This window comes from Selenomonas sp. KH1T6 (assembly GCF_900108415.1).
GTDB classification, from domain to species: domain Bacteria; phylum Bacillota; class Negativicutes; order Selenomonadales; family Selenomonadaceae; genus Selenomonas_B; species Selenomonas_B ruminantium_A.
On record NZ_FNWN01000006.1, the window covers coordinates 157291 to 171559 of the forward strand.

Annotated in this window: 12 protein-coding genes; all 12 read right to left on the bottom strand. The window is 56.8% G+C overall.

The genetic code is table 11. From position 1 onward, the window contains the following. Window positions 1-141: 141 nt before the first annotated feature. Window positions 142-1602 (bottom strand): MBOAT family O-acyltransferase, encoded by a 1461-nt coding sequence (locus BLW59_RS06145; RefSeq protein ID WP_074697018.1) that lies wholly within the window; start codon window positions 1600-1602, stop codon window positions 142-144. A gap of 16 nt (window positions 1603-1618) precedes the next feature. Next, entirely contained in the window at window positions 1619-1849 is a 231-nt protein-coding gene (locus tag BLW59_RS06150; protein WP_074697020.1) for a hypothetical protein, read from the bottom strand. Between the two features lie 17 nt (window positions 1850-1866). Then, window positions 1867-2865 carry a 3-oxoacyl-ACP synthase III family protein gene (locus tag BLW59_RS06155; RefSeq protein WP_074697022.1) on the bottom strand — a complete coding sequence of 333 codons (999 nt, stop codon included), beginning with the start codon at window positions 2863-2865 and terminating at the stop codon, window positions 1867-1869. A gap of 63 nt (window positions 2866-2928) precedes the next feature. Beyond that, window positions 2929-3162, bottom strand: a complete 234-nt coding sequence (locus BLW59_RS06160) for an acyl carrier protein (RefSeq protein ID WP_175463366.1) — start codon at window positions 3160-3162, stop codon at window positions 2929-2931. Between the two features lie 14 nt (window positions 3163-3176). Continuing rightward, entirely contained in the window at window positions 3177-4676 is a 1500-nt protein-coding gene (locus BLW59_RS06165) for an AMP-binding protein (protein WP_318258377.1), read from the bottom strand. A gap of 115 nt (window positions 4677-4791) precedes the next feature. Further along, a complete protein-coding gene (locus tag BLW59_RS06170; protein ID WP_074697028.1) occupies window positions 4792-5808 on the bottom strand; it encodes an acyltransferase family protein in 1017 nt (338 codons plus the stop codon). A gap of 99 nt (window positions 5809-5907) precedes the next feature. After that, entirely contained in the window at window positions 5908-7461 is a 1554-nt protein-coding gene (locus tag BLW59_RS06175) for a hypothetical protein (RefSeq protein WP_074697031.1), read from the bottom strand. 9 nt (window positions 7462-7470) lie between these two features. Further along, window positions 7471-8832: a phosphomannomutase gene (locus tag BLW59_RS06180; RefSeq protein ID WP_074697033.1), complete on the bottom strand. Its 1362-nt coding sequence runs from the start codon at window positions 8830-8832 to the stop codon at window positions 7471-7473. 102 nt (window positions 8833-8934) lie between these two features. Further along, window positions 8935-9870, bottom strand: coding sequence for a GDP-mannose 4,6-dehydratase (locus BLW59_RS06185; RefSeq protein WP_074697035.1), 936 nt, complete (start codon window positions 9868-9870; stop codon window positions 8935-8937). Continuing rightward, a complete protein-coding gene (gmd, locus tag BLW59_RS06190) occupies window positions 9867-10856 on the bottom strand; it encodes a GDP-mannose 4,6-dehydratase (protein ID WP_074697037.1) in 990 nt (329 codons plus the stop codon). The genes BLW59_RS06185 and gmd overlap by 4 nt, the downstream gene beginning before the upstream one ends. 27 nt (window positions 10857-10883) lie before the next feature. Beyond that, complete coding sequence (locus BLW59_RS06195; protein WP_074697039.1) at window positions 10884-13379, bottom strand: glycosyltransferase; 2496 nt, start codon at window positions 13377-13379, stop codon at window positions 10884-10886. A 15-nt stretch (window positions 13380-13394) separates the two neighbouring features. Then, complete coding sequence (locus tag BLW59_RS18305) at window positions 13395-14015, bottom strand: FkbM family methyltransferase (protein WP_413778181.1); 621 nt, start codon at window positions 14013-14015, stop codon at window positions 13395-13397. Window positions 14016-14269: the final 254 nt, after the last annotated feature.

The window sequence follows — 14269 nt, forward strand, 5'->3', positions numbered from 1 at the left end:
ATGCAAAAGACAAAAGCACCCACTATGAAGAGCCGCAACTCCCCGGGGTGCTTTTATGGTGAGCACATGACGATGCTCGGAAGAATTCAATTTCTATTTTACACCAGGTTCTGCCACTGTAGCAACTAAAAATCTCGAGCCTCAGAACTGGAAATACAGAAATGCCGTCACCTGGGTGAAATGCAGCACCGAGTAGACGAACATGACAGCCAGGGCCAGGGCCCAGCGTAGGTTGGGACGGAAATATTTCTTTACCAGCTCGTTTGACTCAGGGCAATAGATGATGAGGAGCACCGCCAGCACCGGCACCCACAGGTCAGCGGGCAGATAAGTGAAGGGCGCACCTCCCCAGACTATGATGAGCTGGTCGGGCCCCCAGTCCACAAGATGGGAGGTGCCGCCGCCCCTGCCGAGCATGGCCTTGTAGACCTGAAAGGCCTGCCCCAGGTTATCCGCCCTGAAGAGCACGCAGGAAAAGGCCACGAAGGCCAGGGTCAGGATATGCCCCAGCACCTTGGGAAAGGGCAGGTGGTAATGCTTCCACACCTGATTGAGGCTGAGGCCCACTCCCTGCAGAAGCCCAAAGAGCACGAAGGTGCCACCTGAGCCATGCCAGATGCCGATAATGGTCATGGTGACCATGGTGGAGAAGATCCCCCAAGCGAGAGTCAGCTTCTTGCGCATCCTGATCATGGGGGTATAGATATAGGACATGATGGTCATGGTCAGGGACATGTGCCACCTGCTCCAGAATTCACTGAGGCTGGCGGCCCGGAAGGGGGCACGGAAGTTCACAGGTATGTCGATGTTCAGCATGCGGGCCGCCCCCACTGCCATGTCGCTGTAACCGGAGAAGTCAAAGAAAAGCTGCAGGGCATAGGCCGCCGCCAGCACCCAGGCATCCAGGGCCGAAAGACCTGCCGCATTGCCAAAGCCAGCCGCCACCGGCGCGATGAAGGGGTCGGCAATGATAACTTTTTTGAACAGGCCGATGGAAAAGAGCGCTATGCCCCGGGCAAAATTCTCCGCCTGGGGACTTTTGAGACGGCTGTCCCGCAGCTGCTTCATCATGGGCTTGTGGTAGAGTATAGGCCCCGCCAGCAGATGAGGGAAGAAGGAAACGAACAGGGCATAGTCTACAAAATCCCTCTCTCCTTTGCCCTCATTGTAGAAATAGATGCCGATGAGGTACACCAGCTGGGTGATGGAGAAGAAGGATATACCCAAAGGCAGCATGATGTGCAGCAAGGGAAGGTCAAGCCCCATGAACCTGTCTATGCTGCCAATGAGGAAGTCCATATACTTGAACCAGCATAAAAGCCCCAGGTTGAAAACCATCCCTGCGGCAAAATATCCCCGCCCGGCCTTTTTGCCTCCTGATGCCCGGGCTTTGGCTATCCTGCCGCCCAGGATATAATTCACCAGGATGCTGCCCACCAGCAGCGGCAGGAAGCGTATATCCCAATAGCCGTAAAAAAAGAGGCTGGCCAGGGCCAGCCACCCATTGGAAAATTTTCCTTCCCTGAAGCGCCCCAGCAGGAAATACACCACAAGGGTCACAGGCAGGAAGGCAAAGATAAAGCTGTAAGAATTGAAAAGCATGAGCCGCTCCTAGACTTCAGTCTTCCTTGACAAGCAGCTCATAGAGGTCGCCAATGGTGCTTGCCATGCGCACGTCCATAGGGTCAAGCTCCTTGCCGAAGTCCTCGTCTGCCAGGCCCAGGAAATCCACGCTGGCCAGGGAGTCCCAGTTCTCCAGGAAGTTGAGCTCGGATTCCATGGTGAATTCCTCGCCGTTCAAAATCTTGGACATCTTTTCCATAAACAGGGCTTCTTTGCTGTCAGCCATTTCATACACTCCTAATCTTATCTGTAAAGCATGGACAGGTCTGCCATGCACCCGGCCCAGGAAAGGCCCACGCCAAATCCTGCCAAAAGCACATGGGAGAGCTCTCCCTCATTTTTCTCTATAATGCTCGTGAGGCCCAGGGGGATGGAAGCAGAGACGGTATTGCCCGTGCTGCGCACATCACTGAAGAAGGGCACCTTCTGCAGCTTGCACTTCCTCTGCACGTAGTCCAGCATAAACTTGTTGGGCTGGTGGAACACCGCATAGCTCAGTTCCTCCCTGGTAACCCCTGCCTTCTGCAGGACTTCTTCCACCATGGGCGGCACCTCGCGCAGGGTAAAGAGCATGACCTCCTGCCCATCCATGAAGATATCTGCCCTGGTATGGCTGCCGTGCTCATCCTGGATTTTTTCCAGAGGCGTGCTGCCAAAGGGGAAGCGGCTGCCGCCCACTTCCTGGATGATCGACCCGGCCCCTCTCCCGTCGGTGCCAAAGACAAAGGCATCCAGCAGGGGCTTTTCGCTCTCCACCGCCTCTATCAGAGTGGCAGAAGAACCATCCCCAAAGACGGGCGCCGTGGCATTGTCTTCGGAACTGATGCTGCCATTGTAAAGGGAGGAAGTGAGCAGCAGGAGCTTCCTTGAAAGCCCCGCCTCAACCAGGCCCTTGGCCAGGGCCAGTCCGTATACATAACCGGAGCAGCCCAGATTGTAGTCAAGGGCTCCCACCTGCTTTGGCAGGCCCAGCTTCTCGGCCACGATGCAGGCCGTGGAGGGCAGGGGATAGTCCGGCTGCTGGGTGCAGAGGAGCACGAAATCTATGCCCTCTCTGGCCTCAGGATAGCGGCTAAAAAGCTGCTCTGCCGCCAGCACCGCCAGGTCTGATGCTGCCTGTCCCGGTTCGGCCACATGGCGCTCCTCGATGCCCAGGGCCTGGGCAGCCCGGGTGGACATATCATTTTTTTCTACCTGCGGCGGCAAATGGCCTGCCACAGCCCTGATGGCTGCATAGCCCATGGAAAAACCTCCCCCATTTCAGCTCTATATCACTGCTATTCTACCCTACAGCACATGCCTGCGTCAAGAATCCTGCTTGATACCATGGCGGGAGAGCAGGGCCTGCAGGGCCGCCAGATTCTTGAAGTTCTCTGCGGAGAGCTCCTCACCACCGATGGAGATAGCGAACTCCTCTTCCAGCGCGGCAATCAGCCGGGTCAGGTCGAAGGAATCGATCAGGCCATCAGCAAAGAAATCCTCGCTTTTCTCATAATCGAACTGGGGATGCAATCCCTGAAGTATCTCTAAAAGTTTCATTTGCCTTCTCCTCATCAAAGCATTTCTTTCAGTGCCTGCCGGTCAATCTTGCCCCCCTGCTTCTGGGGCATGGCGGAAAGCCTCTCCAGCCTGGCCGGCCACATATAGCGAGGCAGGCTGTCCGTCAGTTCGGACAGCAGCGCCTTTTCCGTCAGGGTCTCTGCTGCCACATAGAACAGCACCAGGGTATCCTTTTCCTTGTCAAAGAGGCAGACAGAGGCCGAAAGCCCCTCCACAGCATCAGCCGCCGTCTCGATCTCTCCCAGCTCGATGCGGTAGCCCATATGCTTCACCTGGGCATCACTGCGGGAGACATAGGTGAGCACCCCCGCCTCATCACGGCGGGCCAGGTCACCTGTATGGAAATATCTCTTTCCCTCTGCATCCACACCAAAGGCTTCACGGGTGCGCTCCTCATCCCCGAAATACTCAGAGGCCACGGGGCCGAAGACCACCATCTCTCCCACTTCGCCTGTGGGAACCTCACTGCCCTGCTCGTCCAGCAGCCTGATCTCATTCTTGCCGCGGCAGGGCTGGCCGATGGGCAGGTAGTCAAGTTCCTCGCCAGCGCCAATGGGGTACCAGGCGGCAATGGCCAGCTCGGTGGAGCCGTAATGGTTGGAAAAGGAACATTTTGGGAAGGCCTGACGCCAGGCAGCCAGTGCCCCCATGGGCATGGGCTCCCCGCAGAAGTAAGCCGTCTCCAAGGGGGGCAGCTCGCCTGCCAGCCCCCCCATCTCCGCTATCTGGCGGAACAGGGAAGGCACCCAGAAGATAGTGTTTATCCCCAGTCCTGCCAGCCTTTTCATCAGGTCCCTGGGGAACATGAAGGCGCTGGCAGGCAACAGGTGCAGGGTGCCGCCTGCCGCCAAGGTGGCATAGACATCGCTGTAGGCGCCGATGGCAAAATAAAGGGGTGACTGGCTGGCCCGCACCATCTGCTCATCCATGCCCAGGGCCTCCACCTGCCAGTCCGTATAAGCCGCAAGCATGCGGTGGGAGGACACCACCCCTTTGGGGGTGCCGGTGGAGCCAGAGGTGAAGATGATGGAGAGTGCGTCATCTGCGCTGCGCTGTGCCATGGCCCGCCCCAAGGCAGCTCTCCCTGCCTCGGGCAGTTCCCCTGCTGTCATCTCTTCATAGATGAGCACCTCTGGGACCTTCTCAAGCGAAGCGGCAAAGCCCTTCGCTGCCTCACTGTTTGCCTGGTCCGCAATGATGAAATCCGGCTGCAGGAGAGCAAAGATCTTCCTCAGCCTTTTCCTGGGCATGGAGATGTCCAGCGGCACATAGGCCAGCCCTGCCATGGCCACCCCCTGGGAAGCTGCAATGCTGCGTCCTTCCCTGCCCAGCCAGAGGGCCACGGGGAGCTTTTCCCCGACACGGGAAGCCAGCACGCCGCCGATGCGCCTTGCATCCTGCAGAAGCTGCCCATACGTCATCTGACGCACTTCGTCCACGATAGCAACCTTGCCAGGCAGCCTCACAGCCGCCTTTTCCAGATAATCCGTCACAAAAGCCAATCTTACCAGCCCACCTTAAAGCAATCCACGATCAATGACTTCCCCCATGATAACATAAAGCCCCCGCCTGCGCAATGTGTGCCGGCGGGGGCCTGAGGCGGCTGCATCATCGGACCAGCCTGCCCGCATAGGGACTCTTGATGGAGCCAATAGCAAGCACGATTGCCAGGCTGATGGCATATATCAGGGCACAGAGCCCCAGCCCATCCAAATGCTGGCCTAGCTCGGGAAAAAGCTCCATGAGCCTTGAACCTACCAGCCAATGCACGCAATAGATGCCCATGGAATACTCCGACATCAGCATCATGGCTTGCCCCAAGATCCCCCCCAGCTTCAGGGAGCTCAGGTAAAAGATGGTGAAGATGAGCAGGGATTCGACCATCAGCCTCAGCCCGCCATAATAGAACATATATGAGGGCTGACCTGCATGCCAGGCGGCCAGGGCGGCCGCCCCTGCTGCGCTGATGAGGACAGCCTTCCAGCGCAAGGGCACCAGGCGTTCCAGCAGCTTATGCCTGGCGAGCAGGAGCCCTATGCCTGCATAGGGCAGGCAGAAAAACAAGGTCAGCAGCACATAATGATATTTGCTGGTCATCTCATCCCAGGGAACAAAGCTCGCATACTGGCAGATGAGCGCTGCAGCCATGACCGGTACCAGCCAACATAGATGGCTCAGGCCGGGAAACAGCTTCCTGAAACAGTGGGCCCCTGCCATGAGCAGGAGGCTGGTATATATCATGCTGCCCTCAAACCACAGGGGAAAATCCAGGAAATTATGGTTGGCAAGTATGAAATCCTGATGGGGCATCCCCAGCAGAAGCTGCTCCAGCACTGCCCTGGCCGTGAGTTTGTCTCCTGCGGCCAGGCAAAGCAGGACAGAGATTATCCCCCAGGCCAGCAGCGGATAGACAAAGCGCAGCAGCCTGCGGGCCTGGGACCTCATATCTGCCTCAAGGACCCTGCCTGACGTAAAGAAAAAGGACATCATGATGAAGCAGGGCACTGCACACATGCCGATGAAATGCAGCGGTTCCCGCATATCATGTCCAAAATGAAGATACACCACCATGAAGCAAAGCAAGGCCCTAAGATAGCCCAGGCCATAATTGAAATTCTCTTTCATCGCTCTCCCTGACCTCCACATTATCTGCATCATCTCATGGTAGCACAAAACCCCCGGCTGTGCAATGAAGCCAGCCGGGGGCACGGTGCAGCAAAATAGCTAACGGACAATCACTTCTGCCAGGGGTGCAGACTCGCGGATTTCCCCCTGCTCCGGTACATCCAGGATAGTCAGGATATAGCTTCCCTGAGGTACATCCCACAGGGGCTCCCTGATCAGGAAGCCATTCTCCCCATAGCCGGGATTGCGCATGAAGGCCGCTGCTTCACGGCTCTCCCGCCTCTCGGCTATGGAATAGAGCCGCTCCCCACCCTGGCTGGGGGTCAGCACAGCATACATGGCCGTGCTGCCCTCATGCAGGGTCAGGCGCGCTCCCGCAAGCTCCAGATGGGAAGACTGGGGCTTTTCAATATGTACAGGCAGTTCATGCTGGTCTACCTCCAGGGTGGCCAGCCCCTCATCCTTCGTCCAGTGCCGTCCCTGCAGCCTGCCGGGCACGAGGGGTGAGAATCCCGCATAGTAGAGTACTTCTTCCTTGCTTTCAGGATGGGATGCTTCCCACGACCTGACACCTGCAGCCAGGGCAGCCAGGTGCTCCTCCACTGTCCCTTCCGTGACCAGCCTGCCGAAGCCCGCTACTGACTCCTCAGGACCAGCCAGCGCAGCGAGTATCCTGTTGCCTGCAGCGATCTTCATGTGATACGAATCCCAGAAATATTCATTGGTATCAGCCGTCAGGAGTCCCTCTGCTGCAGGGGAGACGGTCATCTCGTTGAAACCTTCGAAGCTCGTATAGGGCATCATCGCCGCCATGCGCCTGGCCCAGGCCGCATACAGTTCCCAGGCAGATGCGAACTGCTCAAAGGAGCGGGCATGGACCGGTGGCACGAAGACCCGCAGCTTCAGGCCATGCTCCCGGCAGATGTCGATGATGCGCTGGTACTCGGCCAGGGCCTCCTCATTCAAGGCTGCCGTCCTGAAGCGTCCCTCCCGGGCCCAGCCGGCCAGGGAGATGTTGAAGGTCCATCTGTTGCTGGTACAGTAATGCTCCACGGACACCGGGTCATAGCAGCCCGAAGGCAGGAAATATGTCCTGCTGCACTGGGTCTGCCGATTGACGCTGATGGTCTTCAGGCTGTCCTCCAGGGCCTGCCAGGAAAAGGCTGTGCGGGCAACATTTTCCAGAGTAATATGCCTGGCCTTCATCTGCTTGTCATCAAAGCCCGGGGCAGTCTTTTCCCAGGGCTTCGATGGGTCATAGGTGAAGGTGCCGAAATTCACTTCCAGCATGACTTCACGCAGCTCATCATCTGTGCTTATGGCATATTCAAGGGCACGCCTCATCTCATAGATGGTACATCCCAGCATGGCAAAATTATAGGAACTCTTGCCAGTCAGCCTTGCATACTCGTCCGTATCAAGGCCCCAGGCTCCCACGGAGTCCCCCAGGAACAGCACTTCCGGCTTCTGCCTATTAAAAGTGACAGGCTTGACCAGCCTGTCACTGCGCCCCACCTGTACCGACCACTGGTTGAAACCGACCTGCCGGTACAGGCGCCATACATCATAGGGATCGACAATGATATTGAACGCTCCCACCAGCAAAAGCAGGCTGACGGCAGCAGCCACGAATTTTATACAGAAATCTTTCATCAGCTTTCCTCAATCTGCCAGCATATCAGTGAGTTCCCTGGTTTTCTGCTGGCAAAGGCTGCTGTCTCCCCTGGTCTCCACATTCAGCCTGATAAGGGGCTCCGTGTTGGAGCGCCTGAGATTGAAGCGCCAATCAGGAAAGGAAACGCTCAGGCCGTCTATCCGGGAAATCTCGCAGCCAGGCAGCGTGGCATAGGCTCTTTCCACCTTGTCCATGATGGACTTGGCAGCTTCCAGGCTTTCCACCTTCGTATTGATCTCCCCGGAAACCGGGTAGCTTGCCATGCGTTCCCCCAGCAGGGAGGAAAGGCTCCTGCCCTGACGGCTCACGAGCTCTGCCACCAGCAGCCAGGGAATCATGCCGCTATCGCAATAAGAGAAATCACGGAAATAGTGATGGGCGCTCATCTCGCCCCCATATATGGCATCCACTTCCCTCATCTTGGCCTTGATGAAGGCATGGCCGCCCTTGCAGACCACCGGCTCACCGCCGGCGCCTTCCACCAGCTCGATGGTGTTCCAGATGCAGCGGGGGTCATAGACTACCCTGGCGCCGGCATGCTTCTCCAGGAAGGCCTGGGCCAGGAAGCCCACCATATAGTAGCCCTCGATGAAATTCCCCTTTTCATCATAGAGGAAGCAGCGGTCGAAGTCGCCATCCCAGGCCACGCCAAAGTCAGCACCATGCTCCACCACCGCCCTGGCCGTGGCTTCACGATTCTCGGGCAGCAAGGGGTTCGGTACCCCATGAGGGAAGGAGCCATCAGGCTCGCCATAGAAGGGGATGATTTCGAAGGGCAGGTGCCTGGCCAGGGCCTCCACCACGGGACCAGCGGCGCCGTTGCCGCTGTTGGCCACGATCTTCAAGGGCTTCAGGGCTGCCACATCCACGAAGGAAAGGATGCGCTGCAGGTAATCCTCCAGCATGTCCACCTTGGTGCTCCTGGCTGCCACGGCAGCAGCAGGGGGCAGCTGGGCTCCCTCCTGCACCATGCTGGCCAGCGCCTTGAGCTCGTCCTTGGTCAGGGGCACAGCGCCCTTGCGCACCAGCTTCAAGCCGTTATACTCCTTGGGATTATGGCTGGCAGTGACCATCAGGCCACCGTCCATCCTGCCCGCGGCATGATAGATCATTTCCGTGCCGCAAAGGCCGATATCCACTGCCTCGCAGCCAGCCTCCCCCAGGCCCCTGACCAGCGCCGCCACCAGGCTTTCACCAGAAAGGCGTATATCCCGGCCCACTGCTACTTTCTTGGCCTCAAAAAGGCTCGGAAAGGCCCGTCCTATGCGGTAATATAGTTCCTCATTGACTTCCGCAGGGTAGATTCCCCGCAAATCATAGGCACCAAAGGCCTTAGTTGTAATCGTCATAAAGACTCCCTTTATCAATCATGCTGGCACATGGAAAACTTGATTCCCATGTGCCAGCATAAGTGTCCATGTATGAATTTCCAGGCCTCCTGCAGGAAGCTCTCATATCTTGCGCCAATAGTCCAGAGTCTTCTGAAGCCCCTCCTGGAAATCTGTCACAGGCTTCCAGCCCGTTGCCTCAGAAAGTTTCGCACCATCCCCCACAAAGAAGGGAACCTCAGAAGGACGCAGCCTGGCAGGATCCTTCCTGACCTCTATCTCCTTGCTGGAGCAGGCCAGGAGTCCCTGCAGGACTTCTTCTATCTTGCGCGGCCTGCCGGAGCATATATTGTAGATGCCGCTGGCCACAGCTTTTTCTGTCAGGGCCACATAGGCGCTGATGATGTCATCGATATAGGTAAAGTCGCGGGCTGCCGTAAGGTCACCCACAGACAGCACAGCTTCCTGCTCGCCACGCTCGATGGCGGCAATCTGGCTGGCAAAGTCGCTGACCACGAAGCCCAGCTTCTGCCCGGGGCCGAAGTGGTTGAAGGAGCGGGCCGCAATGACATTCAGGCTGTATTTCTTCGCCAGCTGCATGGCAAGCTGCTCGGCGCACAGCTTGGAGATGCTGTAGGGATTCTGTGGCTCGCAGGGCATGTCCTCGGTGAGAGGCTTGCCGCATTTGGCCGTGAGGCCGTAGGCATCGCTGGAGCCGATGGTCAAAAGCTTGGCCTCGGGGGCACACTTTGCCATGGTTTCCAGCAGGGTAGCCGTGCCCCCTACATTTACTGCCATGGTCTTAGCGGGATGCTCCCAGGCAAAGGGCACGTTGGCAATAGCCGCCAGATGCACGATGGCCTCTGGCCTTTCCTGCCTGAAGACCTCCTGCATGGCTTCCCCGTCCAGCAGGTCTGCCTGATGATGGCTGACCCCATATTCCTTGAACAGGGGGCTAGTCCCCAGGTCCAGGGCAGCAAGCTCATGCCCATGGCCTGCAAAGGCCCTGATGAGATGGCCGCCCACAAAGCCCGCAGCACCGGTTATAAGGATCTTCATGCCTTCACCTTCAGCTCATCCTGCACGCGCTTCAGGTCTGCATCCACCATCATGTGGATGAGCTCCTCCAGGCTGGTCTTGGCAGTCCAGCCAAGCTTTGCTTCGGCCTTCTTGGGGTCGCCCAGGAGCAGGTCCACCTCAGCGGGACGATAGAATTTCGGGTCGATGACCACGTACTTCTCATAGTCCAGGCCCACATGCTCGAAGGCAATCTTGCACATGTCACGCACAGTGGTGGTGCGGCCCGTAGCCACTACATAGGTATCAGGCTCGTCCTGCTGGAGCATGAGCCACATGGCCTCCACGTAGTCACCGGCAAAGCCCCAGTCGCGCTTGGCATCGATGTTGCCCAAGTGCAGGTCTTCCTGTACCCCCAGCTTGATGCGGGCCACGGCATCGGTGACCTTGCGGGTGACGAACTCAATGCCCCGCAGGGGGGACTCATGGTTGAAGAGGATGCCGCAGCAGCCGAAGATATCAAAGCTCTCACGGTAGTTGATGGTCATCCAGTGGGCAAAGAGCTTGGACACGCCATAGGGGCTGCGGGGATGGAAGGGGGTCTCCTCGGACTGGAGGGGATATTCAGGCATGCCACCGAACATCTCGGAGGTGGAAGCCTGGTAGAACTTGATCTTGGGGTTCACAATGCGGATGGCCTCCAGGCAGTTCAGGGCACCCACGCCGGTGCTCTGGGCCGTCAGCTGGGGCTGGCTCCAGGAGGTGCCCACGAAGCTCTGGGCCCCCAGGTTGTAGAACTCGTCAGGCTGTGCGATGTTCAGGGCACGGATGATGGAAGTCACATCCGTGAGGTCACCCTCGATGAGCTCTACCTTGTCCTCTACGCCCAGATACTTCAGGCGCCAGTCAGTCTTGGTGGCACGGCGTGCCAGCAGGCCGTAGACCTCATACCCTTTATCCAGCAGCAGCTTGGCAAGATATGCGCCGTCCTGGCCGGTGATGCCTGTAATAAGAGCCTTCTTTGACATTTTCATTCCTCCATTTTCTTTGCAAGCTTACGAAAGAACCTTATATGGTTCCTGCTTATCATTCATGATATCCAGGATGACCTGGGCAGATTCCTGCCAGGTATAGAGCCTGATCTTCGTGGAATCAGGGTGATCCTCAGCTGCCAGCCATGCCTTGAGGGCACGGCAGAGGTCATCTGGGTCCATAACCTTGAAGTAATCCGCATTCTCTCCGGTGACCTCGTGGAAGATGGGAATATCCGAGGCGATGATGGGAATGCCGAAGTGAGCCGCCTCGATAAGGGGAAGGCCATAGCCCTCGTCCTTGGAAGCTGCCACCAGTGCCGAAGCATTCCTGTAGGCCCACTGGAGTTCTGCATCCCCTGCATCCTTCAGCCAGAGGATCTTGTCCCTGACATCATCAGCGCCGATGAGCTTCTCAAAGCCGTCATTCTTCCAGCCATCCTTGCCGATAATGAGCAGCTTCGCCTCTGCGCCGCTGGCCAGCAGCTTGCTGAAAGCCTCGATAGCCACGGCATGGCCCTTGCGGGGTTCAATGGTGCCCACCATCAGGAAGGTCGTGCCGCCCTCCACGAATTTCCGCAGCTCTGTCCGCGGCTCGCCTGAGGATTCCCTGATGGCCGCCCCCATGGGGAAGTAATGGAGCCTCAAAGGACTCTGGCGCCTGATGCCACAGGCCCTGAAATACTGCTCCACATTGTCAGCCGTAGTGCGGGATATGCAGAGTATATCGTCTGCTTCTTCCAGTATCATATTATGCCATACCTTGAAGACATGGACAAATTCCTGGGAGGTGAAGAGCTCCGGATACTGCACGGGAAAGAGGTCATAGATGACAGCCCCTACCCTGCCATTCTTCTTGTGCAGGTTCCTGGCCGCCTTCCTCAGGGTAGAGACGAAATCCCAGGAAGAATCCAGCAGGAGCAGCTTATCACCTGCAATGAAGTCTACCTTTTTCTCGCTGTCGCATTCTGCCAGGCCGCTGCGCTTCATATAGCCGTAGCTGGTGGCGAATTTGCCATAGTAATCCCTGACAGCCATGACATTGTCCTGCAGGCCGTGCATCTGGAAAAATATATTGTTCACTACCCGCTGGATGCCGGTGTTGTCATCCCTGTGGGAAATCTGGGTGGTATCCACGAACATGCAGGGAGCCTTGTCACGTTCCCAGGGACCAATGGAAATGCGTTTCCTGTCCCTGAGCTTGTAGTAGGTGCCGTACAGCCCATTGCGTATGCCGGTGGCAAGCCCCGGCGCACAGCGGGCCAGCAGGCCATAGGCTGGCTTCAGGACAAAGCGCTTCACCTTGCCCCGCCAGCTTGAGCCCGGCAGCGGTATCACCTCAAGGTCCGGCAGCGATGAATCCTCAAGCCTTGCCTTGAGCTGAGCCCCTGCAAAGAAGCTCTTGAGCTCCGCAGCCTCTTCCGCATCAGCAAAAGCCCCATAATCCTTGCTGATGATCTGGTCCATCAATTCCTTGAACCTGGTATTGATCCTGTCATGTGCAAACCTGGCCAGGCACTCATCCTGGCGGGCCAGCAGTTCCTGCCTTGCCTGCTCATTCCCCAGTATATGCTCAACGCAGGATGCCACATAGGCGGGTGTCTTCTTCTCCACCCAGCCGGTGCCATCTCCCATGGTCTCTGCCACAGCAGACTCGGCATAGGCAATGACAGGCTTGTGGAAGTACATGGCCTCCACCAGTGGCACGCAGAACCCTTCATGGGCACTCATGCAGACGAACACATCCGCCAGCCTGTAATAAGAAAGGATTTCCGTGAAATGTATGGAACCGGTGAACTTGACGCTTTCGGCCAGTCCCAGCTTGGCTGCATAGGCAGCCAGACGCTGGAAATATGTCTGTGAATTGGGATTGCCCACTATGAACAGCCTTGACTTGTCATTGATATGCTTATGATAGTAGGCAAAAGCCTTGATGACGTCTTCCTGCTTCTTGTTCGGCACGATGCGCCCCACAAAAAGGAAGTTCACATAGCCGTCATTGCTGTACTGGGACAGGACCTTTTCATCTGGTACGCGGTCATAGTCATCGAAGGGTATGAGTATAGGCAGGACAGCCATAGGACAATCATAGCCCGCAGCCTTGAGGTCCTTCAGGTTATAATGGGAATCACAGATGCAGGCCTCGAAGACAGGCCTGAGCTCCACCAGTTCACGCCGCCCATCATCGACCAAGGCCTGGATATCAGGGTCATAGGGCGCAAAGAAGCGTCCCGGCGTGATGTTGTGATAGACCATGACTTTCCTGCACTTGGCTTTCTTCAGTATCTTGGCCAGCGCCTCAGAGCCGGTAGAAAAATGATAGAGTATGATATCATTCTCAGCCAGAGCAGGCATGTCCGCATAGCTATGGGCAAAGTTTCCCTTGATCCGCTTGTCTACATATTCAGCATATATCTCTGTTTCATAACCCATGCCAACCAGGGCTTCATGCAGCGCAATAGTATCGTTGCCTACTGCATCGCCATAAGCCAGCGCTGGCAAAAGCTGAATTATTTTCATCAGTATAAACCTCTTTTATTTCCATCTTCCCAGGAATATATCCGGCCAAAGCTGATTGTTGGCAAAATCAAGCTCATCGGGGAAGCAGCCATCCCATTCCTCAAAATCATACAGATCACGCTTCAGGTAGGTGACTTCGATAAAGTTCGGCATGACCATGCCCTTGACCATGGTGTACACATCACAGTTGTTGCCATGGATATGCACCAGCTGATGGGTCTTGTTCAGCTTGGCCAGGACCTCCAGCATCTCATCATGCCTGGACAGGTCATTCATATCGTGAAGCTCCAGGAGGATCTGGTCAAACTGTTCCAGATATGCTTCCTCAAGATTGCTGAAGCATGACCATTCTGCTCCCTCGATATCCATCTTGAGTATCATATGCTTCTGGCCGAGATGGCCATTGTCTTCCAGGAGCATGGGCAGGGTCCGGAGTTCCGGATGCTGCTCGTCATAGATTCCCCCCAGGCCAATCTTCTGCCAATGGAATCTGGGGTTTTCTTCCGGCAGCCCTTCGATGGTGTGGTCATACATGTAGACATCAAAGCCTCGCTCAGCCATGAAGCTGTCCCAGGTCACATCATCGCAGATGCCAATGCTGTAGGCCACCTTGCTGCCGTCCATATTGTCCAGCATGACATAGCCGCCGTCATTTGCATTGCCTGTCCTGATCAGGCGGCCAGACTTGGCCGACGGACGCTTCACCTGCAGCAGGGAGCGCAAGCTGGAAATATGCCTGGCAATCTTGGAGCTGGAGATGTCCTCATAACGGCTCATGACCTCTGTCTGCCAGTTCCCCATGAAGGACTGCATGAGGTAGTCGCAATGTCCCGCATTATCCCGTGCCGAACCTGCTGCTTTCTGTATATCCAGCAGCAGCGCCTCCATGC

Bases quoted from the DNA above. Each gene is read 5' to 3' on its own strand.
- BLW59_RS06145 (WP_074697018.1), bottom strand. From the start codon at position 1,602: ATGCTTTTCAATTCTTACAGCTTTATCTTTGCCTTCCTGCCTGTGACC.
- BLW59_RS06150 (WP_074697020.1), bottom strand. From the start codon at position 1,849: ATGGCTGACAGCAAAGAAGCCCTGTTTATGGAAAAGATGTCCAAGATT.
- BLW59_RS06155 (WP_074697022.1), bottom strand. From the start codon at position 2,865: ATGGGCTATGCAGCCATCAGGGCTGTGGCAGGCCATTTGCCGCCGCAG.
- BLW59_RS06160 (WP_175463366.1), bottom strand. From the start codon at position 3,162: ATGAAACTTTTAGAGATACTTCAGGGATTGCATCCCCAGTTCGATTAT.
- BLW59_RS06170 (WP_074697028.1), bottom strand. From the start codon at position 5,808: ATGAAAGAGAATTTCAATTATGGCCTGGGCTATCTTAGGGCCTTGCTT.
- BLW59_RS06175 (WP_074697031.1), bottom strand. From the start codon at position 7,461: ATGAAAGATTTCTGTATAAAATTCGTGGCTGCTGCCGTCAGCCTGCTT.
- BLW59_RS06180 (WP_074697033.1), bottom strand. From the start codon at position 8,832: ATGACGATTACAACTAAGGCCTTTGGTGCCTATGATTTGCGGGGAATC.
- BLW59_RS06185 (WP_074697035.1), bottom strand. From the start codon at position 9,870: ATGAAGATCCTTATAACCGGTGCTGCGGGCTTTGTGGGCGGCCATCTC.
- gmd (WP_074697037.1), bottom strand. From the start codon at position 10,856: ATGTCAAAGAAGGCTCTTATTACAGGCATCACCGGCCAGGACGGCGCA.
- BLW59_RS06195 (WP_074697039.1), bottom strand. From the start codon at position 13,379: ATGAAAATAATTCAGCTTTTGCCAGCGCTGGCTTATGGCGATGCAGTA.
- BLW59_RS18305 (WP_413778181.1), bottom strand. From the start codon at position 14,015: ATGCTGGACAATATGGACGGCAGCAAGGTGGCCTACAGCATTGGCATC.